Origin of the sequence: Oligoflexus sp., from assembly GCF_035638955.1 — a bacterium.
Taxonomy (GTDB): domain Bacteria; phylum Bdellovibrionota_B; class Oligoflexia; order Oligoflexales; family Oligoflexaceae; genus Oligoflexus.
The window spans coordinates 1-22,373 of sequence record NZ_DASQYZ010000295.1; the positions used below are offsets into that span (position 1 = coordinate 1).

Genomic DNA, 22,373 nt, shown 5'->3' on the forward strand with positions numbered 1-22,373 from the left:
CCACCAGGGACGCGGCGCAGGCGGATAAAAAGGGCAGTGTATAGGATAAATCAAGACGTTGCAGGGCTGGCCATTCGCTGTGATGCATAGGCTTTCTCCGCTCGTGTGGGCGCATCAGGGATGCAGGCTGGAACTTTTTCATTATAAGGAAAAAAGAAGGGATTGTGCGAGGAAATCCGGGATGGGGCGGCTGGGGGAAAACTCCAGCCAGCGATCTGGCTGAAGTTTCGAGCATGAATCAGAAATTGAAGGTCGCGTGCGATTGCAGAAGATAGCTGCTCTCGGTTTTGCTTTCGGCGCCAGTTTCCCAGCCGGTGCCAGGCAAACCAATGGCACCGGCAAAACCGAATTCCAGTTCCTTGCCGAGGCTGCGGGTATAGGACAGATCCACTTCAAAACCCAGCGAATCACCGTTGTAGCCGACACCCTTTCTGCCGGCTTCCTGCATTGCGGTCGACATGGATTCATTCAATTTAGCGGTCACAAATTTGGCTTCGAAGTTGCCATTTTCAACGCTTTGGTAACGGTAACCCGCGTTGAAAACCGTGGCGTTCATCACGCGATAGGGGTCAAACACACCGTCGACGCGCAGGTCGTCACTCTTTTTGCGGCCGTTGAAGAGCAGGAGCGCAGGCTTGAAGTTCGGATGGAATGCAAATGCCGTGACCTTTTTATCGCGATCACTGACCGGTTGATCGGCCGAAGCATATTCGGGCAGGTAGCCATCGGCATCACCAGGCGCATAGGCATAACCGGCAAAGATGGAATGCGAGGTGGCATTACCCTGATTGTATTCCTTCGGTCCCAGGTAAGCGCCGGAACGCGACAGGTAATATTCAATCGAACCCGCGAGGGCGATGGATTGAAGATCGTTCGCAACTTTGTCATCGATATCCAGAGTGCGCGCGCCGCCAAGCAGCGACCAGCTTGGAGCCGCGGAACGACCGAGGCGGAACACGGCTTCATTCTGCAGCACAAGGTCCTGCATCTGGAAGTTCAGGTAAAGGTCAGCGACCTTTAAATCGGTGCGGTTGTTGTCACCACCGACCACGTTCGCGAAGTAGATGCCGATCTGTTTGGAAAAACCTTTGCCGGCGTTAGCGCGATGATCATTGTATTCAATGGTCAGGAAAAACTGATCCAGGTCATCACCATTGTTGGTGGGACCGTAAGTGTCAGCCGACACGCCACTCGAAAGAATCGAAGCGCCGGTTTCCGCGATCTTGTCATAACCAACCGAGAAACCCAGTGTCTGCGATTTTTGAATGTTGATATCGCAGGTCACACCATCGAACACGCTGGCATCGGTGGTGAAAGGACGCGTGCCGTCATCAAGCAAAACGCCCATACCCCATTGCCGACCGCGACGACCGGCTGTCAGAAGACAGTAATCCATCGCATACTTTGCATAGAGTTTGGTGACCTTCGGCATATAGGGCTGGTAGCGGGGCTCGCCGCTGTTCTGATGTTCCATCACGCAGTCCGTTCCCGGTGCAGCCGGTGTGGCTCCGGATGGACAAGGCTGAGGTCTCGCCTTATCACCAAGGAAGGCTTCACGTTCGTCATCGAAAACTTTGAATTCCATGAAAACGCTGGATTTGTCGTTCACCCGGAGTTCGGTATCAAGACGGAAGAATTGGTCAACCGCTTGGAACGTGCTGGAACCGGCTTGATATTCTGGTTTTGTACGGGTTTCGCCACGCAGGCTGTAGTAACCGTGGCCGTCCACAAAAATTGCAGAAGCGGAACCACTGATGAGGGCACCGGCAAGACCGAAACTGCCCAGGATGAAGGATCCTCGTTGCATGCTGTATTCTTCCTTCAAAAGGTATTGCGACTTCGACCCCAAAGGGGCGCAGCCCTGGTGTCATCCGGATGATACCCCAATACGATGGGGTTGACCCAACTTCATAACACGAATGCCGGGCGCTTGGCGAGCCTACTCATCCTCGTCGGAACCTGTGATTTGGTCTTTCATAAGCTCCCATTCCCAGCGATGCCGCTGCATGGCAACGCAGCGACCTGTTGAGGGGTCTATTTCGGCGAGGATAAAGCAGAGCCAGAGGTCATGAGTGGCAGGTTCAAATCGACGTTTTTCACCCGTCTGCATGCGCTGCAAAGCGGCTTCTGTCCTGATGCCAATGACAGAGTCATATGGACCTGTCATGCCAATATCGGTCGTATATCCGGTGAAGCCACCGAGGATGCGTTCGTCCGCCGTCGGCACATGACTGTGGGTTCCATACACCAGGGATGCGCGGCCTTTCAAAAAGTGACCGATCCCCTGCTTTTCACTGGTGGCTTCAGCATGAAAATCAACGATCCGGATTTTACACTGAGCCGGCAGTTGACTGAGGATGGTATCCACTGGGGTGAAAAAATCGCGATTGTCGGGATGCATGAAGGCGCGACCGATCAGATTGATGACGGCAAAGCTATGGCCCGATCGGCTTTTCAAAACCCGATAGGCGGCTTCGATGCGATCGACGTTCATCATATTCGCCGGCAGCACGAGGCGTTCCGCCTGCGGCGCGAAGCTGTGAATTTCCGGCTTATCGTGCCAGTGGTTGCCCATGGTGATGCAATCGATGCCGAAATTGTCAACGAACTGATTATAGATTTTCTTGGTCAGGCCGAAGCCTCCCGCTGCATTTTCCCCGTTACAGATCACAATGTCCGGTTGAAAACGCTCGCGGGCCAAAGGCAGGAGCTTACTGAGGCAGCGACGACCTGGTTTACCAATGACGTCGCCTATGGCGAGGACTTTAATCGTCATTTGGCGAATTCAGCGTATTTGCTCTCGCGGAGTACGATAACTTTCACCTGGCCGGGGAAGGTCATTTCCTTACGCAGACGGAGAGCAATTTCATTGGCGATGTCGATGACTTCGCTATCGCTGACACCAGTAGGTGTGACCAGCGCACGAACTTCACGTCCAGCCTGGATTACATAGGATTCCTGGATGCCGCGGATGGAATTCACGAGGCTTTCCATATCCTGCAGACGCTTGATATATGTTTCCAAAACTTCACGGCGGGCGCCAGGTCGACGTTCGGAAAGAACGTTGGCAGCCTGGACGACCACGGTCAAAGGATAGGCATAGTTGAGATCTTCGTTATGGTGATTCAGCACCGCATCGACAACTTCCGTGGGCTCATTGTATTTCACGCAAAGGTCGGCACCGATTTTGGAATGGTGGCCTTCCGTTTCCTGATCGACGGCTTTGCCGATATCATGCAGAAGTCCAACGCGCTTGGCCTTCTTCACGTTCAGGCCCATTTCTCCGGCCATGATTCCACAGATGTGGGCGACTTCCACGGCATGTTGCAAAACGGTTTGCGCGCCAGCTGTTCGATACTTGAGTTTACCGAGGTAACGCAAAAGTTCAGGATGCAGATCGGTAATGCCAGTATCAAAGGCAGCCTGCTCACCATTTTCCTGGATAATCTGATCAAATTCCTCGGTGACTTTTTTCACTGTTTCTTCGATGCGCGCGGGGTGAATGCGGCCATCGGCGATCAGTCTTTGCAGGGAGATATTGGCGATTTCGCGGCGGATGGGATTGAAGCAGGAGATGATCACAGCTTCGGGGGTGTCGTCGATGATGAGGTCAACCCCGGTTGCCTGCTCGATAGCGCGGATGTTCCGACCTTCGCGACCGATGATGCGGCCTTTCATTTCATCCGAGGGCAGACCGACCACGGTCACCGTGGAATCGTTCACATATTCTGAAGAGACCCGTTGTACAGCAAGGCTGACCATGGATCGGGCAATCCGCTCGCCTTCGAGTTTGGTGTCCTCTTCAATCTTCTTCAGGCTCTCACGGGCCTGGTTTTTGGCTTCCACTTCCAGCGACGAAATCAATTCGCGACGGGCTTCTTCCTGGGACAAATTAGCAATCGTTTCCAGGGTTTTGCGGCTGTCTTCAACAACCTTTTCACTCTCGCGAATCAGCTGCTTCAGGCGCTCCTCTTCCTGATTCAGGTGGCCAGTCATTTTTTCAAGATCCTGCTCTTTTTTCTCGAGCTGACTGAGTTTCTTTTCCAGCAGCTCCTCGCGGCCCTTGACCTTGCCTTCCAACTTGGCCAATTCACTGCGGCGCTTTTTCGCTTCTTGCTCGAACTGAAGGCGGCGCGTTTTGGCCTCCTGCTTCACTTCGTTGTGGGCTTCCTGAACAATGCGCTCCTTTTCACGGTGCGCTTCTTCGAGAATTCGTTCGGAATCGGCTTGGGCTGCTTCAAAAGCTTTCTTGAAATTCTTCTTATTCAGAGCAATAAACGCGACAAAACTGACGAATATCGCTGCAACCAGGACGGCTATAATAATTGCAGTATCCACTGTGAGGGGCCTCCAGACAGAATAGAGCCAGAATAGAGCGGGACTCGCTACGGGAACCACGTGCTAGTCGAATGAACTTGTGATGGTAGCCCGAGACTGCAAAGAATGCAACGCAGTGCTGCGGTTGGCTGATTTCTGGGGCAAATGGCGGGGGATCAGGCAGGGCCTGACCTCTGAGTCCAGGACTCAGAGGTCATGAAGCGTTAGGGATTGGACAGAACGAATTCGTCGCGGCGGTTTTTCGCCCAAGCGGATTCGTCATGGCCTTCCACGGATGGCTTCTCTTCGCCATAGCTCATGGTCGGCAGACGGCTGGCGTCGATTCCCAATTGAACGAGATAGTTCTTGGCCGATTGTGCACGGCGCTGGCCCAGAGCGAGGTTATACTCAACCGAGCCGCGCTCGTCGGTGTGACCTTCGATTTGAACCACAGCGCGACCGCTGCCCTTCAGGAATTCGCCGAGCTTGTTCAATTGACCCTGGCCTTCGCTGTTGAGCGAATAGTCGTCAAAAGCAAAGTAAACAGGCGTGGTCACTTCCGCAGCCGAAGCAGCCGAACCACCAGTGGCTGGCTCAGGGGGAGTTGCGGGAGTCTCGGCTGGAGCTGGGGCAACTACTTCTTCTGGTTTCTTGTCGTCCGAGCAACCAACCAGACCAATGGCCAAAGCCATCGCCACAGCAGCCCAGGGTTTGCGAGTCTTGAGAATCATCCTGTCTTCTCCTGATATATGAAAATATTCGAACACCTCAAATGTCGCCAATAACGAGGGGTAATCGTAATCACAGGAGAGTAAAAAATGCAACCTGGATTTCGCTGAAAAGGCGGTGTTTCTCCCCCTCGAGGGAAGGGGAGGTGGGATTTTCAGAAGAAATCAGGGCATCGTCGTTTTTTGCGCGGCCAAATCACTTGGGTGAAGTCCTAGGCGCTCGGGTGGCCCAGACGTTCACCCAATCGATATTGAATACCCGAGAAGCTGCTGCTCGACATGAAAATTATGGCATCATTGGGTTTAGCCTGAGCCACCAATGATTCGAGTAAATCTTCATTGTCGCCGAAAGCCTGGGCGCTTTCCCCGATCAGTTGGGCCATCTCCGCCGTATTCATCCTTTGGTCGGCGGGAATACGTTGATCAACAGGACACGCGCCGATAAAGACTCGATCGGCCACGCTGAGAGATTTTGCGAATTCCTTGACGAAAACATTGCGCCGGCTGGTGGCATTCTTCGGTTCAAAGGCGACGATCAGGCGACGATTGGGATACAGCGTACGCATGGATTCCAGTACGGCTTTGACGGCCGTGGGATGGTGCGCAAAATCTTCGAAAACATCGATATTTCGCACACTCGCCAGGCGATCCAATCGGCGTTTCACACCGGAAAATTTCTGCATCGCTTGGGCAATCTGAGCGAATTCCACGCGGGGTGCGTCGCCCGCAGCCTGTATGAGTTCCAGGCAGGCCAGGACCTGGCAGACGTTCGCTGCATTGTGGGGACCAGCCAACTGAGTCATGACTTCACGCTTTTGCCCGTCGGCTGTCTGAACGGTAATTTTCCAGTGGTCATCTTTACCCGAGGCCGGCGCTTCAAGCTTCAAGAGCTTCACTTTGGCGTTGGTGCTTTTGCCGAGGGTCGCGACGGTGGTGACCTTGTCGATCAGCTTCAAACGAGTCAGCAAACTCGCCACACCCGGGTCATCGATATTGGCTACAATTTTGGAAGGATCGCTGACCAGGGCGAGCATTTTGGTGAATTGCGCTTCAATCGCAGCCAGATCTTTGAAAATGTCGGCGTGATCAAACTCTATATTATTGAGGATCACATACTTCGGCCGGTAATGAAGAAATTTGGAATCCTTGTCAAAGAACGCGGTATCGTATTCATCGCCTTCAATGGCAAAAATATTGCCACGGCCCAGCGAAAAACCCTGCGGCAAATCCCGGGGAATGCCGCCGATCAAATAACCTGGGTCCCAGCCCAGATCGCGGCACACGCAGGCCATGATCGAAGTCGTTGTGGTTTTCCCATGGGTTCCCGTCACGACCACACTGGCTCTTTTGTGCAGAAAATTTTCGCCCAAAAATGCCGGAAAACTGGTGTATTTGATCGAGCCGCTCAGCAGGGCTTCGAGTTCCACATGACCGCGGGACAAGGCATTGGCCACGATCACGAGCTTAGGATTGGCCTTGGCCAGGTTCTCGGCGGAATAAGGCGTGTAGACGTGAATGCCAAGCTCCTCGAGCATGGTGGACATGGGAGGATAAATATTCGCGTCGCTGCCAGTGACTTTAAAACCCGCTTCCTGGGCCAGTCCAGCCACAGCAGCCATACCCGTGCCGCCAATTCCCATAAAATATACGGCATCGCCCGGTTGCAATTGTGTTGTCAAGGGATCCTCCTAGCTGTTGATAAATCCGATTCGTGGTTCCAAATTCCATCGCAGGCGATCACCGTCCACTTCCACCGGCCAACCGACTGGCAGGGGCCAGTTGGGCGAGCAGTGACCAAAGAGCGGGCAAAACCAGACGGGAATATTCAAGCGCTGCACCAAAGTCTCGCGCATCTGCGCTTCGGTGCACATACCTTCCACTTCACTGCCGACAAAGCGACCCAGGATAATACCCCGAACGCCTTTTAAAGCCCCGCTTTGCTGCCACTGATTGACAAAACGCATGACGCGAGCGGGGTGTTCGCCGATATCCTCCCAATAAAGGATATGATCATCGAGCGATTTGGGAAAATAGGGTGTGCCGATCAGATTCGTGAGAACCGACAGACAGCCACCAAAGGCTGGGCCTTGCACGCGCGGGGGCAGACCCTTGCCTTCAAAGAGGAGCGGGAGTTCAATCTCCTGCCGCTTGCCCTGGAGAAGATCCAGCAAGGCGCGCACGTCATCGTCCCCGTGCTTACGCCAAAGATCTGTGGCGGGCATAGGTCCATGAATGCTATTCCAACCTAACTTGGTATAAAATGCTGAGTGGAGCGCGGAAATATCGGAGAATCCAATGACCGCCTTCGGTTTCATCGCGCGGTAAAGGTCCCAGTTAATGCCGTCAAGAAGGTCAGACACACCATAGCCGCCGCGAACGCTCATGAGATACTTAACGTCAGGCGCACGCAGTGCGTTCTGCAACTGGTCCAGCCGATCCAAACGGCTGCCCGCGGTGAAGGGCCATGTTGGATCCGGGCTGACTTTATGATAGCTCAGCGCAAGGCCAAGGCCTTCCAGTTCTTTCAGACGCGTATCGAGCAACTCGGCTTGAAAGCGTCCGGCAGGGCTGATGATTCGGATGTGGGCGTGGTCCTTGGTCGGCATGGGATCCCGCGAGAAATGTTATTATTCCAGCACTATAGCAGCTCAGGATAGGTCTATGGCATACAAATTTGACTGTCGATTGTTTTCCGGATACAAGCCCTGCGTCCATAAACGTGACTGCGCTGGATGTCCGCACCATGATCCCGTGAAAGAACGGATCTGCATTCTCAGTCTGGAAGCCATGGGCGCTGTGCTACGCACGACCTGTCTTCTGCCGGCGATCAAACGTCGGTATCCAAACAGTCATATCACCTGGATCACCCTGAAAAACACCAAAGCCTTGCTCGACAATAATCCTTATATCGATCGCATCCTGCTGGCCGACACCGCGGCGATCAACACGGCCTGGCATCTGCAATTTGATTTGCTGCTGGCGGTCGATAAATCCCTGGAAGCAGGAGCCATCGCTCAGCGCTTGCAGGCAAAGGAAAAGCGCGGGTTTGGTCTTGATGCGAATGGGGTGATCGTGCCTCTGAATCCTGAGGCCGCGTATCAATATGATGTTGGGCTGAATGATGAATTGAAATTCTTTATCAATCAGAAAACCGAGACCCAGCAGATTACCGAAACCATGGCGCTGGACTGGCAACGTGATCCTTACATTCTTCAGCTGTCAGCCGCCGAGGAAGAGGAAACCCGACGTCGCCTTAAAATTTTGATCGGTGGAAAAGCGAAAGGCATCATCGGCTACAACACGGGCTGTTCTTTGCTCTTTCCCTATAAGAAATTCACGGTCGAACGTTCGATCGAATTGATTCGCGCCTGGCGCCAGGCTTATCCTGAGTTTGCTGTTGCGTTGCTCGGTGGTCCCGAAGACACCGATCGTCAACGGCTCATGAAGGAAGCTTTTATAAATGATTCTTTGGTTTTAAATACACCGACAACCGAGGGCCTTCGATCGGGTGTGCTGTGGATGAATACGGCCGACATGGTGCTGTCAGCCTGCTCGCTTGGTTTGCATATCGCCATCGGTTTGAAAAAACCATCGATCGCATGGTTCGGCGTGAGCTGCATTCAGGAAATCGATCTCTACGATCGTGGCGTGAAATTACAATCGGATGTAAGCTGTTCGCCTTGCTGGAAAAAATCCTGCGACAAGCCGGTTAAATGTTATGACCAGGTCAGCGTCGAACGTATACTGGCCGCAACAGCCGAATTGATGAATCAACATATCCTACCGAAAAGTTAAAGATTCGACGGGAATCCGCCCAGTCTTGGGCACGGGCCTATTCGCCCGTTCAACCTTCCCGTATAATTTAATTATGACCTCACGACCATAGTTGGTAGCTTATCTGCCTATCCCCCTTCAGGAGGATTGAATCCATGTCTTTCATCACTGAGCGATATTTCCAAATTTTGGATAATCATAAGCTCTATGAACGCGTGAATGATGAACAATCCCTGCGTTTGTTTGTCGAGCATCACGTCATTTGCGTGTGGTCTTACAATTTTCTGTTAAGAGAAATTCATCAGGAGCTGACAAGCCTGATCCATCCCCTCAATTCCCAATCCCAAAAGGAAGCCATTCGCCTGGTTTCCGAAATGATTCTGGAAGAGGAAGTCGAGGAGCAGCAGGATGGTTCCCTCCTGAGTCACTTCGAAATTTATCTGGAAGCCATGCAGGATCTCGGCGCGAACATCACGCCGATCGTCAGCTTCTTTGATCTGCAGGATTCCGGTCAAAGCTGGCAGACAGCCCTCAAGCACGCTCGCTTCCCCGCTGCGGTCAGCCGTTATGCTCGAAAAATGAGCCGCTTCTCCCAAGCGCCTCTGCACGAAAAAGCTGCGGCACTTTTCTATGAAGGCGAACCCTTCATTCCGGATGCCTTCCTGCTCCGTCTCGGCCAGCTCGGAAATAACGTCAAGATCGGTCGTCTCCTCGATTATTTTGAACGCCACATTGAAGGCTTGAAGCGACCCGGATTTTCCGCGAGCGGACGCCTTGTGGAAATTCTTTGTAATAACGATGAGAAGATGAGCACGGAAGCGGAAAACGCCGCGGAAGAAGCCATGAAAAATCGAGTGGAGCTTTGGAATTACCTGAGCGAACAACTCGAAACACTGCCCGCGCCGATCAAAAAGAAAAAACCAGCGCCGGCTCTGCGGCTGGTTTCGAATATCGGCATCTGACCTTTCAAACCCTTAAGAAGGCAAAATCCTGGCGGCTTCGCGCATATGCTCGAAGCAAAGCTGGGCTCCTGCGTTGAATAGAATCTCGGGCGCATGCTGCGAGCAGATACCGATGGGTATCATATGCGCAGCAATCGCGGCTTCAATGCCGTGGGTGCTGTCTTCAAAAACCAAAATGCTGCCATGCGCTGTGAAGGGAAAACCGAGTTTCACAGCTCCTTTGACGTAAGGTTCCGCATCGGGTTTGGGGCGGTGATAATCATCGAGCCCAAGAAAAAACGGCACAGGCAGCTGGTGCTTTGCAATCGCAGCTCCGATAAAATCTCGCGGCGCATTGCTGACAATGCCATACGGTATGGATCTTTTACGCAGTTCCTCCAGAAACTCCCGCGCTCCCTCGATCAATTCAATCGTATCCAGATTATCAAAGACATGAATCTGCTTGCGGCGAATCAACTCCGGTTTGGCCGCAGGATAGCCGCTGCGTTCGGCCAGTATTCGGCCGATCGCGGCGGTCGAACGGCCCACCAGACTTTGCAGAGTCTCGGGTTCCAGGTCCTGTTTGAACATGCCCCAATAGGCTGACTGCCAGCCTTTCAGGTGCGTCGGCGTGCTGTTGACGATCACCCCGTCGAAGTCAAAAAGGGCCGCGCGAAAGTCCATAGAATTACCTCTGACGTTTTAGCCGTAGCCGAATATAGAAGTCCCACGCGCCTCAGGCAATGATATAGTGCAACGAGTTCCCGGCCCCCGTTTGGGGGCGCAACCTGTTCCAAGCCGGAGGCCAGCATGGTTCAACGATTGCTGAAGATATCAACTGTCAAAGTCACGGAGGCGCTCCAAGCCGCTCTGATGGAATATGCCAACCAGCGTAAGGCTGTGGTGGGAGCCGAAGGTCTGCTGATGGCGTTGCTCGATCAAAAGGATTCGATCGTCGTCAAGATCATCAACGAACTCGATCGCGACGCCGGCGAATTGCGTTCTGAAATGGTGGACCGAGCCATGGCTTCCATCAACGAGCTGCCGCAGTTCAGTCAGGGGCAGGTCGGACAGATCCGTATGACCAAGGATGTGGAAAATCTTTTTGAGGCCGCCGATCGCGAGCGGCGTCGCATGGGCGACAGTTATATTTCCACCGGAGCTCTATTTTTAGCCTGTTTTGATCGCACTGTGCCGGGCACGTCGCGCATTCTGGATGAAGTGAATCTTCGTTATGAAGAGTGCGCCCGCGTTCTGGATCAGATCCGCGGCAATCATAAGATCACCGATCGTGAAGAGGAATCCCGGCAGAGCGCGCTGGATGAGTATACCACTGATCTGACAATCCTGGCCCGCAAGGGCGAGCTCGATCCCGTCATCGGCCGTGATGCAGAAATTGAGCGCGTGATTCAGATCCTTTCGCGGCGGAAAAAGAATAACCCCCTGCTCGTAGGTGAACCTGGTGTCGGTAAAACCGTCATCGCCGAAGGTCTGGCGAACCGGATCGCGGCAGCGGATGTCCCTGAGTATCTGCTGAACAAGCGCATTCTCTCCCTTGAAATCGCCACACTGCTTGCGGGTGCGAAAATGCAGGGCGAGTTTGAAGAACGTCTCAAAAATATCCGCGATGAAGTGGTCGCCGCATCAGGAGAAATTATTCTCTTTATCGACGAGATCCATACCGTGGTGGGCGCCGGTCGTGCGTCGGGCGCACTGGATGCATCCAACATGCTGAAGCCGGCTCTGGCCCGGGGTCAGCTCCAGTGTATCGGCGCCACAACCAACCGCGAGTATAAACAGTATATCGAGTCTGATAAGGCGCTGGCCCGACGCTTTGAAGCGGTCCGTGTGGAAGAGCCCAGCGTCGAGGATACCATTAAAATCCTCAAGGGCATTCAACCGAAATATGAAGAGCATCACCAGGTTAATTACACGGATGATGCCATGATCGCTGCCGCTGAACTGTCCCATCGCTATATCCAGGATCGCAGTCTACCCGATAAAGCGATCGATCTGATTGATGAAGCAGGAGCCGTCAAACGTCTCAAGGTTATCTATACGCCGCCCGAATTACGAAAACTGGAAAAGCGGCGGCAGGAGCTGTCGGAAGCCAAATCCAAGGCTTTCAATGCCCAGGATTTTGAGCAGATGTCGCGCTTTCAAATGGAACTCGTCCAACTGGAAACTGAAATGGAACAGAGGAAGGAAGAGTTCCAAAAGGAAAGGGGGCAGGAAGATCGCAGCGTGGACCGCGAGGCGGTGGCGACGGTTATCAGCAAAAAAACCGGCATCCCCCTGAATAAGATGGTGGCCACCGAAATCGAAAAGCTCCTGAATCTGGAAGAGCATTTACAAAAACGCGTCATCGGTCAGAACCATGCGATCCGTTCGGTCTCGAACGCCATCCGCCGGAACCGGGCCGGTCTGCGGCGTCCCAACGTGCCCATCGCCTCCTTTCTCTTTCTGGGCCCCACCGGGGTGGGCAAGACCGAGCTGGCGAAAGCGATTGCCGCCGAGATCATGGACGATGAGAACCGCATCATTCGCATCGATATGTCTGAATACATGGCCAAGCATGATGTGAGCAAACTGATCGGCTCACCACCGGGTTATGTGGGTTACGGTGAAGGCGGGCAGCTCACGGAAAAGGTCAAACGCCAGCCGTATTCGGTGGTGCTCTTCGATGAATTCGAAAAAGCCCACCCGGACGTATTCAATATTCTTCTGCAGATCCTTGATGAAGGGTGGCTGACTGATTCGGAAGGGCAGCGGGTGAGTTTCGCTAATTGCGTGATTATCGGCACCTCCAACATCGGCTCGGAAGTCATGTCCGACCGCCGCACACCGATCGGCATCGGGGCGCAGGTGAATGAATGGTCGAAGGATGAGGAGACCAAGGAAATCTTTAAAATCGTCAAAGGTTTCCTCCGCCCTGAATTCATCAACCGCCTGGACGAGATCATCATCTTCAACCGTCTCGACAGCGAGCAGTTCCGCGAGATCGTTGAAATTATGCTGACCGACCTGAGCAAACGCCTCGGCCGCTTGCAAGTCGAACTCCAGGTCACTGATGCCGTCCGCAATGGATTGGTGCAGAGCATCGATACCAAAAATTACGGAGCCAGGCCTTTGAAACGCAAGATGGAAGAGAAAATCGAAAACCCGATTGCCAGCCTTCTGATCAGGGAACGCGTGGAAGGACCGAAGGTTGCCGCCGTCGGCTGGGCCGATAACGATGCGAAGATTGAGTTGCGTCGGAAGCCGTGACGGCAACAGCCCGAGCCCCCTCTGCGTCAAGGATTTGGCTGACTTTTACACTGGTTCTGGGCGCGTTAGACTGAGAAAGTCAGCAAAAACCAGTTTGCGCATGAGGGTTCTATGGCTGAGCAGTGGCTTTCCATAGTGGAGTACGCACGAACCTTTGCCGTTTCTGATATGACTGTCCGTCGTCGAATCAAGACCGGACGTCTTCAGGCGGTTTTAAAGGAAGGCAAATATTATATCCCGGTAGGTCCGGGCACGGCCGCGGAAGCTGCAGAATTTGCTGCGGCCGAAGCAAGGCAGTCCGTTGAACCGGCGCCTGTGATGCCGGCTCCGGCACCTGCTCCTGTTCCCGCGCCTGTGATAAGGGACGAGGCCGCGATGAATGCAATGCAGACGCCACGGCCCGGTGCCACGTTTCGAACGTTGCCAGGGAATCTTAGCAATAATTTGCAAAAATATGATAACACGCTGGTCGATTCACAGGCTCTCCTGCAGTTCTGTGAGCACAGTGTGACCCGCATCAACTCGATTGAACGCCATCTTCAGGAAAGCTTTCAGCTGCGTCTGCAGAGTATGGAAGCCCAGCTGAAGCTGAAGGATTCCCAGCTTTCCCAGCTTAAGCAACAGGTCGAGGACCTGCAGATGCTAGTGAAGCTTATGGAAATGAACGGCACCCGTTAATCCGGCAACCAAAGCAGACTCGTATCCCCGTAACTCAGGAAGCGATATTCCTGAGCCACGGCTTCACGGTAAACCTTCTGCATATTCTCATAACCCAGCAGCGCCGACACCAGCATGAGCAGTGAACTCTCCGGCTGATGAAAGTTGGTCATTAATCCCGATACAGCCCAGGGTCGATAGCGATCCTCGCGATGCCGCGGGTATAAAAAGAGCTGCGTATCCTGCCACTGATCCACAAGGGAATCCGCACCTTCAACCCGCATACGCTGCGCAAAGGATTCCAGACAGCGCAGGGTCGTGGTTCCTACCGCTACAATCGGCCTCTTTTCCGCCAAAGCCTTTTCCATCGCCGCAAATGTTTGGCGACTCAATCGATAGGTCTCGCGATGCATAACATGGGCATCGAGATCATTGGTCTTCACAGGCAGGAACGTGCCGCCACCCACATGCAGGGTCACCGGCGCTGTTTGGATACCGGCTTCACGCAAGGCATCCCACATCCCGGCATCAAAATGCAAACCGGCCGTCGGTGCGGCCACCGATCCCCGTTCATTGGCATAAATCGTTTGATAACGGTCACGGTCAGGACTTTCAGGAGCGCTGATGGCGTCCGGCCTGGCAATATAAGGCGGCAAAGGAATGTAGCCTTCCTTTTCCATCCAATCAAAAAAAGCTTCATGCTCCAGATTAAACGACACTTCCAAATAAGGCTGCGCCGCATCCTGATGTCGCCGCTCAATCGTGGCCACACAACCCGAAGCCAGCTGAATGGATAAACCCTCATGCAGTTTGCGCAGGGGACGACCCAACGCTTCCCAGCGATGACCGGGTCCACTCAAGGGCCGCAGCAGCATCAATTCCAGTTTGCCGCCATGGGGCGTATGACCCAGAAGTCGTCCCGGCAGCACACGGCTGTCGTTATAAAGCAAAAGAGTTCCCGCCGGCAGTTGCTCGGGCAGATGTCGAAACATGCTGTGTTGCAGTGTGCCATCCGCCTTACGCACCAAAAGCCGCGACCCACCGCGATCACTCAGCGGTGTTTGCGCGATCAAACGTTCGGGCAGCTCGTAGCGAAAATCTTCAAGATGGAGTGGGGACGGATCCATATTCTCTCGCAAAATACGGCGAAAAAGCCGGAATTAGGATCGAGAATATGGCATTAAAAAGGCCGGATCACAAGGGCTCGTTCGGCTCAGGTCCGATCCTTGGGCTTAATAGCCAAGGGCTCATAATGACTATAGAATTTGAAAGTATTGAGCTTGGCTTCGACGGATTTTTTGAACGGATATTCGATGGCTCCCAGCATTCCAGGCAGGAATTGGCCCCAATATTCATCCACTTTTTTAGGGTCAGTCGTCTTCAATTCCAGCGTTACGGTCGGAATATGCCGTTCATTCCCGGCAAAGTTGCCGAGCGAGCCGGGATAGAAGGAATAATCCACAACTCGATAATTGTTCGCCTTTTTCGATATAGCGGCCGCCAGCATCCGGGCCTGGGTTTCGGTCGGGGTCAAAGTGCTGGGCTTTTGATCACCCGGTCCATCGTAATCGAGAAAGCCCAAAGGCGCATGAATCGACAGGATTTTATCCGGCTGAAAATCATCGATCAATCGCACCTGAAAGATCGTTTCAATTTCTGAATTGGGAAAGTGACCAGGAAAATAGGCCAAATTCTTGTTACGACCCGACTGCCACCAGCTCAGGGATTTTTCATACCAGTCCAGCGTGAAGAAATTGCGATTGGGATCCACGCCGCGCGCGTTGGTGCGGATTGGTTTGTCCACAAAAAATCCATCCGGATTGATCAGCGGAGCAATGACCACACGTTGATCGGCTTTCAGCAGATCCGGATGGGCCAGGAGATGTCGGGCCAGACGAAACCCCATCGGCACAGGCGTCACTTCATTGGGGTGCACGGCGCTCAGAAGGAGGGTGACATCCTTGCCTTTGCCAAACGAGGCGTAAAGCAGGGGACGTTTTTCCACGGTTTGAATGCTTGCCTGCCATTTCACAGCGCCGCAGGGATCCGCTTCCCATCCAAACTTGCCAAACTGCAAGCCGAGCTGCTTACAGAATTTTGCAACCTCGACATCCTGCTGGGATTCTTCCAGGCGGAATTCGCGATGGTTTTCCGGGTTGATGGATCCGGATTTAATAAAGGCTCGACTGAGGATGGCCGAATATTCCGGGGGATGCGCAAAACCGAAGCTCGTCAGGCCCAGGCTTCCTGCCGCAAACCAAATCAGACCCCATCTTTTCATACGTTCCAGTCCTTTTGCTTCGAGCAGGGAAACACCGGCGTCCCGCGTTACTTTTATTATACCTGTCCTGCCTCATAATCTTCACCCAAGACTGAAAACAGGACGATTTTGATGCCGTCCATTCCAGGCAGGAGCATTGGCATTGCCGGCTAGGGCGAGTTCGAAACGCCGCCCATCCAGGGTTATCGGCAGATGATCCTGGCTGTGAACCGCGATCTTATGGAGGTTTTTCTGAGCCGGCAACCATTCTGCAAAGGCAGCCCAAAGAAATTTTGGGACCATGACAAGACTAAGGCTCATCGCGCGATCCAGCAAGACATCGGCCAGATTTTTTTGCGGATCGAACGTTTGCAGCAAAAGCAGCGGTGCGCCTGGACCGGGGCGTGGCTGTAGAATCCGGCCCTGGCAGCGTAGTCTAAAAGCGGCATGCTCCAAAGCCAGATCCATTCCGAGTGGCAGCTCCCCCACGGGCTGAGATGCGTGGTGGAGAGTGTGTACAAATGCCTGCTGGAACGGTTCGGTGGATGCATCCTGCAGAAGAAAGAGCACACGACTCGACATACAGCCTTTTTGCAGAAGACTGAAGGCATCCTTCCAAAGCTTTTCAGCATCACCCTTCTGATACATGAGGGACACCGCAAGCGAGGTCCCAAATCCTTGGACGGGAACCGGACACACAGCCCTGACCGCGGCGAGGGTTTCATCGGATCCAAAAATCATCACGGCATCAACCTCTGGCATCGGATCCACTCCAATGCGTTGAGGAGCCTCCCAAATGGAAAAGCCGCCGAGAGGCGCCAGGAGTTTTTGCACCCTTTGCACAAGCGGATCATGCGTCCTGGCCCTGAGATAGAGCTCAAGGCCAAGCATGGTTCCCAAAAAAATGGGATATAGCCAGGCGAAGTTGTGACTTTCCGGTGGAATGATCAACCAGCGTGCGGGGCATTCCCCACCGCGAGCGAGGGTTGCCGCCTGTATCCAATCCTGAGGCGTAGCCGGCAGACTATGCTGCAGATCATCACGCAGCCAGAGGGCCGCTTGCGTCTCATAAAGTTCCGTGCGCCAGAGATTCCAAAACTCCTGATCATCGAGAAGGATCCGGGTGAGTCGATGCACATGCTCCGCGCGGTCCGGGGAGAGAGGCGCTGTCAGAAGGCGACCCGCTGCGGGCGAAGTTTCGATTTTACGTTCACCCGCAATGTTTTCCGCCAGCATGGAACAGCCTTTTAAAGGGCTCATGGGAACGCGGCCAAGCAGTTGAAACGCTCCATCCTCACGGACCAGCGCCATATCCTCAGTTCGAATCGGCCATGGGTAGTCAATCCGCCAGGTATCGTGCACCACGAGTGTGCCTTCACCGGCAGTTTGCGATCGACTGCAGCGATCCCGAACACTCACGGAAATGGTGGACGGAAATCGAAACCAGCGTTCCTGCAAAGTCAGCTCCGGCGCGTCCGGACTCTCTACAAAATCATAGGCCTGGCTGGACAGCTCGCACATGCCGTATTCACTGACGATATGATTGCGCGATACTCCCAGATGCTCCTGGATCAAAGTATAGAGTTCTTCCCGGGTGACCGAACGCGAACGTCCCTTGGTCCCACCGGTTTCAATCACGATGCTGCCTTGGGGCAACTGCAGATGCACGCCGTCATCGGCAAGATTCACAAAATGAAAGGCGGTGCCAAAGACCCAGACAGGCCGGTCAGGAACCTGCCCCAGGCCGTCCCAGTACTGCAGTTCATGCTCCTCACCAATCCAATGCACCATCTGCGCAAGACTCGAATCCGGCCATGTTTCGATGTCTGGAATCAAACTCAAACCAGGAACATGGAGAGGTTCCGCAAAGAAATGCCGCAAAATATTCTGAAACGCGGCCACAGAATTGCGCCGATAGGTTTCGAGTCCAGCTTTTGAAAAATGACTTTGCGAGCGATCGGCGCGCGTCGTTCCACTCGAGAGAAAGGTGCGAACAACAGGCCCAGAAATCAAGTCCCGTAAGGCATCCGCCTGCAGTTTAAAAAATTCGATGGGCAAAAGATTGGCGGTTCCATAGGAGGCGCGCAGAGCGTCCGTGGACAGTGGCAGGTTTTTTTTAAGATCTTTCATGCGTCATCCTCCCGGATCTGCAGCTTATGCCAGCCCAGGCGTCGGCTGTAAACGGCCAAATGCGGCTGGGATCCGTCCCACGGCGCATCCCTCTCGAGTGCTATCCAAAGTCGCAGCTTTTCGCTAGAATCTCCAGATTGTTTAGACCGGCTCAACGCAAGCGCCAGGGACTCAGGGCATGACGACGCAGTATTACCTAAAACTTGAGCAATTCGAAGGGCCACTTGACCTTCTTTTGCACCTGATCCGGGTGAATGAAATCGATATCTTCAATATCGATATCTTCAAGCTGACCCAGCAGTACCTCGCGTATCTGCGCATCCTGCGCTACGATGATTTGGCCGATGCCGGCGAATTTATCGAAATGGCCGCGACGCTGATCGAAATCAAAACCAAAATGCTCCTTCCTGGCCAGGAAAGTCAGGATGAAAGCGGCCTTCTGAGCGAGGATGATCCCCGCTATAACCTGCAGGAACGCCTGCTTCAGTATGAAACCTTTAAAAAAGTTGCGGGCTATCTGGCCGTCAAGCCCCAGTTCGGTGTGCAAATCCGCTCCTCGATGGAATGGCAGCGGCTCACCCCTGTCTATGAATCCATTGAGGCGCCGCTGATTGGGGACGCCGCAGCCCTGGTCGTGCTCTACGAACAGATGCTGCGGGATTTGGCGGAACGCAAGCCTGCGGCACGTCACGAAGCCAAGACTCACCAGGTGACGGTCGAGGAAAAGATCACTGAACTGGCGCGGATCATGGATAACGTGAATTTTGCCTTGTTTCAGGGCTTCTATAAAACTTTTCAGTCGCGCTATGAATTGGTCGTTTATATTCTGGCCACGCTCGAGCTTGCCAAAGCTGGCACCATCAAGGTGTACCAGGAGGAACTGAACGGGCCCCTCTGGCTGTATCGCAGCGACCTTGATGCCACGCAGTTGCCTTTGCAGATGGGTCCTATCGACAAGCCTCGTTTGGCTGAACCGCCTGAAATGGATGGAGTATGACCATGGATGATCCGAAGCCCGAAGGTCTTTTTGAAGACGAGGACTTCCCAGAAACCGAGGCCGATGACGAGGCGCCGGCGGCTCCGGAATTGATTCTGGAAACGGGTCACACGGGTGACGCCCGCGATGGACTGATGCGCTGGGATGAAGCCCTGACGCTCGAAGGCCAGGTGGAAGCCATCCTGTTTGCAGCTCCCAAACCTTTTTCCGTGCAGGATGTCGCTGAAATCTTACAGGATGAAAACGGCGATCCCGGGGACGGGACTGAAATTGAACGCGTGATTCAAAACCTGATGCGTCTGTATCGGGAACGCAACGGCGGCTTTCGATTGGAGCATGAAAAGGGTGTCGGTTATCAATTTCGCACCGTGCCCGCGGCCGCTCCTTTAATGGAGCGCATGTTCTCGGCAAGGCAAAGGCCCTTATCACGCGCCGCCTTGGAAACCCTATCCATTATAGCCTATCGGCAGCCGGTGACCCGGGCCGATATTGAAGCGATTCGTGGTGTCGATGCTGGCAGTATTATCAAAAACCTGCTGGACCGCGAGCTTATCAGCTGTGTGGGCCGCAAGGAGGATTCAGGCCGGCCGATGATGTTCGGGACCAGTCCCGAATTTTTGCGGGTGTTCCGTATCAATAGCCTCGATGATATGCCGCCGCTCTCGGCCTTTCAGCCGGCACCCGAAACCATGGCGGAAGCGGAAAGTCGACTCGATCTGGGTGAAGAGGTCGATGTGGATGAATTTATGGATGATCCTGAGGCCGAAATGCCTACTGTGTCGGAAGGACTGGTTGAAACCGCCGGAACGGGCGATTTTGCTGACATTAGGCCTGATTTTCAGGTAATAGAGCAGCTTGAATTGCAGGACGACGAACCGGCCGCATCCACGGAGCCGCCGCGAGTCGGTGCCCGTTTTGATGCGAAAGGTTTTGACGACGATGAGCGAGGACAAGTTGATCCGGATACAGAAGTGGCTTTCCCAACTGGGCCTGGCCTCACGCCGGGAGGCGGAGAGGATGCTGACGGAGGGGAGGATCTCGATCAACGGCAGGATCGTGAAAGAACTCGGGACGAGGATTGATCCTGACCAGGATCAGGTGTCGGTCGACGGCCGCCTTGTTTCTGAACGCCCGCCGCTTGTTTACTGGATGCTGAATAAGCCTGATCTTTGTTTAACCAGCCGCGCTCGCGAAGAGGGCAAGTCCACCATTTTCGATTTGCCTTCCTTGCGCCAGGTTAAATTTTTGCTTTATCCTGTCGGCCGCCTCGATTATCGCACCGAGGGTCTTTTACTTCTCTCCAACGATGGTGAACTCGTTCATCGTTTGACCCATCCCAGTTTCAAAGTGCCGCGAACCTACCAGGTGATTGCGCATCGACGTCTGACCGAAGAAGATGAAGCCAAACTTCGCAAGGGCATCACCCTCGATGACGGACAAACCCAGGGCGTGGATTTGCACTTTGTTCAGACTGTTGATATGGGACAAAGCCGAGGCGCCTGTTATATGATGACGGTCCGCGAGGGCCGGAATCGCTTGGTGCGACGTCTTTTTGAACATTTGGACAATAAAGTCATCCGCCTCATGCGCTACAGTTATGGCGATCTGCATCTGCCTGAAAGTTTGAAGCCCGGCGAATACCGCCAGCTCACATCTCAGGAGATTCTGTCGCTCAAGCAGGCTGTTGGATTGAAAGACGGAATTTTGCGATCGGAATGAAAAATTCACGGGAGGGGTTTCATGAAATTCGGCACACGCGACAACGGAACGCGCGATGGAGAACTCATGGTTGTCAGCCGGGACCTGCAGCGCTGTCTGCCGGCCGGGCCTGATGTGACGACATTGCAGGATGCTTTGGATCACTGGGATGAGACTCAGCCGCATTTGCAAAAAACGGCTGACATGATCGAGAAGGACCTGCAGCTTGGCTCCAGGACCTCCGATCAAACCTGGCATTCCCCGCTGCCCCGTGCCTACGAATGGATTGATGGCTCCGCCTATATCAATCACGTGGTGCTAGTGCGTAAAGCGCGCGGCGCCCAGCCCCCGGAAACCTTGCGAACCGATCCCCTGATTTATCAGGGTGGCTCTGGCATTTTTCTGGGACCCACGGATAATATTCCTCTCGCGGATATCGCCTGGGGCTGCGATTTTGAATCCGAAGTCGCGGTGATTCTTGCCGACACGCCGCAGGGCACAACCAAAGCTCAGGCCGAAAAATATATTCGCCTCGTGGTGCTGGTGAATGATGTGTCACTGCGCAACCTTATTCCTGCCGAACTGGAAAAAGGTTTCGGCTTTTTCCAATCGAAGCCGGCCTCAGCCTTCTCGCCGTTTGCGGTCACGCCGGATGAACTCGGCCCCGCCTGGAAAGAAGGCCGTGTGCATCTTCCGCTTAAGACATGGCTGAATGGCAAACTCTTTGGTGATCCCAACGCCGGTCCGGAAATGCATTTTTCTTTCCATGATCTGATTGCGCATATCACCAAAACGCGCGCCTATACTGCGGGTACCATTATCGGGAGTGGGACCGTATCCAATGAAGATCGCAGCCGCGGCTCGTCATGCCTGGCTGAAGTCCGGATGATCGAAAAAATCGACAACGGAACCATGACCACACCGTTCCTGCAGCATGGGGATCGGGTGGAAATTGAGATGTTTGATACTGCTAATAAAAGTATCTTCGGTCGTATTGATCAGAAAGTAGTTCCCCTGTAAGTGTGGAACATGCTTGCTGCTTCGCATCTCGCGGGGCAGCGCCCCGCCTTACTTTATGCCGCGTCTTTTGGTAGAGGAAGCTGGCCTTTCTCAAACCAAAAGCTCGCGCGACTTTGTGCAGTATCCTGCCTATCCTCAAATTCAAATATTAATTTTGGTAGCTTGTCCTTGAGGCAATAACTATCTGTATAAGGGATAAGGCCGGCCCCATTCTTCCATTTGGTGAGAGTTGAACATTAAACCTCTCCACCCAAGCCAGGGGCTATGGATGGAGATTCCTGGCCTTCGGGCGTTCAGCGCTTCCCTGGCCGGTCGGGCACCAGGGCTCTTGCGGAGGCTTACTCGGCCTTTTTCCCGATCTCTCCAGGGAAGACGTCACTTCCCGACTCCTGCTCATGCGTTCACCTTTGAGATTCTCTGAGGACGTTCCCGCTGACAGGCTACCGGAAAAGGACAAGGTTTGATGTCCTGTCGCAGCCGATCTGGCTGCTGCCAGATCCAGCGAGGAGATTATGATTTCCTTGCGGCCTTTTTTCACAGCCCTGTTTTCAGTGAAGCAGCCGAGAAAGGCCGAAAGTGTGTCG

General features: G+C 53.8%; 19 protein-coding genes. 8 read left to right on the plus strand and 11 right to left on the minus strand.

All coding sequences use genetic code 11. The features are described from left to right. Positions 1-238 precede the first annotated feature (238 nt). From VE954_RS27105 to VE954_RS27130, 6 genes are all read right to left on the minus strand, one after another. Positions 239-1,807, minus strand: a complete 1,569-nt coding sequence (locus VE954_RS27105; protein WP_324958778.1) for a hypothetical protein — start codon at positions 1,805-1,807, stop codon at positions 239-241. Between the two features lie 132 nt (positions 1,808-1,939). Next, on the minus strand, positions 1,940-2,776 hold the full coding sequence (locus VE954_RS27110) for a TIGR00282 family metallophosphoesterase (RefSeq protein ID WP_324958780.1): 837 nt from the start codon (positions 2,774-2,776) through the stop codon (positions 1,940-1,942). Continuing rightward, positions 2,773-4,338, minus strand: a complete 1,566-nt coding sequence (gene rny / locus VE954_RS27115) for a ribonuclease Y (protein WP_324958782.1) — start codon at positions 4,336-4,338, stop codon at positions 2,773-2,775. Before rny ends, VE954_RS27110 begins: the two co-directional genes overlap by 4 nt. A gap of 203 nt (positions 4,339-4,541) precedes the next feature. Continuing rightward, entirely contained in the window at positions 4,542-5,048 is a 507-nt protein-coding gene (gene pal, locus VE954_RS27120; RefSeq protein ID WP_324958784.1) for a peptidoglycan-associated lipoprotein Pal, read from the minus strand. Positions 5,049-5,257: 209 nt separating this feature from the next. After that, positions 5,258-6,724 carry a UDP-N-acetylmuramate--L-alanine ligase gene (locus VE954_RS27125; RefSeq protein WP_324958786.1) on the minus strand — a complete coding sequence of 489 codons (1,467 nt, stop codon included), beginning with the start codon at positions 6,722-6,724 and terminating at the stop codon, positions 5,258-5,260. 9 nt (positions 6,725-6,733) lie between these two features. Then, positions 6,734-7,651 (minus strand): LD-carboxypeptidase, encoded by a 918-nt coding sequence (locus VE954_RS27130; RefSeq protein WP_324958788.1) that lies wholly within the window; start codon positions 7,649-7,651, stop codon positions 6,734-6,736. A gap of 55 nt (positions 7,652-7,706) precedes the next feature. Here VE954_RS27130 and VE954_RS27135 point away from each other — a divergent pair, with 55 nt between their 5' ends. Continuing rightward, entirely contained in the window at positions 7,707-8,840 is a 1,134-nt protein-coding gene (locus VE954_RS27135) for a glycosyltransferase family 9 protein (RefSeq protein WP_324958790.1), read from the plus strand. Between the two features lie 134 nt (positions 8,841-8,974). After that, positions 8,975-9,781: a DUF3050 domain-containing protein gene (locus VE954_RS27140; protein WP_324958792.1), complete on the plus strand. Its 807-nt coding sequence runs from the start codon at positions 8,975-8,977 to the stop codon at positions 9,779-9,781. Positions 9,782-9,793: 12 nt separating this feature from the next. Here VE954_RS27140 and VE954_RS27145 read toward each other — a convergent pair whose 3' ends face one another. Further along, the gene (locus tag VE954_RS27145) at positions 9,794-10,444 is read right to left on the minus strand and encodes an HAD family hydrolase (protein WP_324958794.1); all 651 of its coding nucleotides are present in this window, start codon (positions 10,442-10,444) and stop codon (positions 9,794-9,796) included. A gap of 126 nt (positions 10,445-10,570) precedes the next feature. Here VE954_RS27145 and VE954_RS27150 point away from each other — a divergent pair, with 126 nt between their 5' ends. Together VE954_RS27150 and VE954_RS27155 are read left to right on the plus strand one after the other, a co-directional pair. Beyond that, positions 10,571-13,027: an ATP-dependent Clp protease ATP-binding subunit gene (locus VE954_RS27150; RefSeq protein WP_324958796.1), complete on the plus strand. Its 2,457-nt coding sequence runs from the start codon at positions 10,571-10,573 to the stop codon at positions 13,025-13,027. Between the two features lie 111 nt (positions 13,028-13,138). Then, positions 13,139-13,705: a hypothetical protein gene (locus VE954_RS27155; protein ID WP_324958798.1), complete on the plus strand. Its 567-nt coding sequence runs from the start codon at positions 13,139-13,141 to the stop codon at positions 13,703-13,705. Here the strand turns inward: VE954_RS27155 and queA are convergent. The 3 genes from queA to VE954_RS27170 all read right to left on the minus strand — a co-directional run bounded on the left by queA (position 13,702) and on the right by VE954_RS27170 (position 18,074). Further along, positions 13,702-14,811, minus strand: coding sequence for a tRNA preQ1(34) S-adenosylmethionine ribosyltransferase-isomerase QueA (gene queA / locus VE954_RS27160; RefSeq protein WP_324958800.1), 1,110 nt, complete (start codon positions 14,809-14,811; stop codon positions 13,702-13,704). The genes VE954_RS27155 and queA overlap by 4 nt on opposite strands. 86 nt (positions 14,812-14,897) lie before the next feature. Further along, positions 14,898-15,965 carry a M14 family zinc carboxypeptidase gene (locus VE954_RS27165; RefSeq protein ID WP_324958802.1) on the minus strand — a complete coding sequence of 356 codons (1,068 nt, stop codon included), beginning with the start codon at positions 15,963-15,965 and terminating at the stop codon, positions 14,898-14,900. Positions 15,966-16,046: 81 nt separating this feature from the next. Beyond that, entirely contained in the window at positions 16,047-18,074 is a 2,028-nt protein-coding gene (locus VE954_RS27170; RefSeq protein ID WP_324958803.1) for a hypothetical protein, read from the minus strand. 178 nt (positions 18,075-18,252) lie between these two features. On the opposite strand from VE954_RS27170, the gene VE954_RS27175 reads away from it, so the two are divergent. Genes VE954_RS27175 through VE954_RS27190 form a run of 4 tightly spaced genes read left to right on the plus strand, consistent with a single transcriptional unit; the run spans position 18,253 to position 21,789 of the window. Then, the gene (locus VE954_RS27175) at positions 18,253-19,071 is read left to right on the plus strand and encodes a segregation and condensation protein A (protein WP_324958805.1); all 819 of its coding nucleotides are present in this window, start codon (positions 18,253-18,255) and stop codon (positions 19,069-19,071) included. Between the two features lie 2 nt (positions 19,072-19,073). Continuing rightward, entirely contained in the window at positions 19,074-20,153 is a 1,080-nt protein-coding gene (gene scpB / locus VE954_RS27180) for an SMC-Scp complex subunit ScpB (protein ID WP_324958807.1), read from the plus strand. After that, positions 20,089-20,790, plus strand: coding sequence for a pseudouridine synthase (locus VE954_RS27185; protein ID WP_324958809.1), 702 nt, complete (start codon positions 20,089-20,091; stop codon positions 20,788-20,790). Before scpB ends, VE954_RS27185 begins: the two co-directional genes overlap by 65 nt. 21 nt (positions 20,791-20,811) lie before the next feature. Further along, positions 20,812-21,789 (plus strand): fumarylacetoacetate hydrolase family protein, encoded by a 978-nt coding sequence (locus VE954_RS27190; RefSeq protein WP_324958811.1) that lies wholly within the window; start codon positions 20,812-20,814, stop codon positions 21,787-21,789. A 262-nt stretch (positions 21,790-22,051) separates the two neighbouring features. Here VE954_RS27190 and VE954_RS27195 read toward each other — a convergent pair. After that, positions 22,052-22,373: hypothetical protein (locus VE954_RS27195; RefSeq protein WP_324958813.1), on the minus strand; the 322-nt coding region annotated here is incomplete at its 5' end.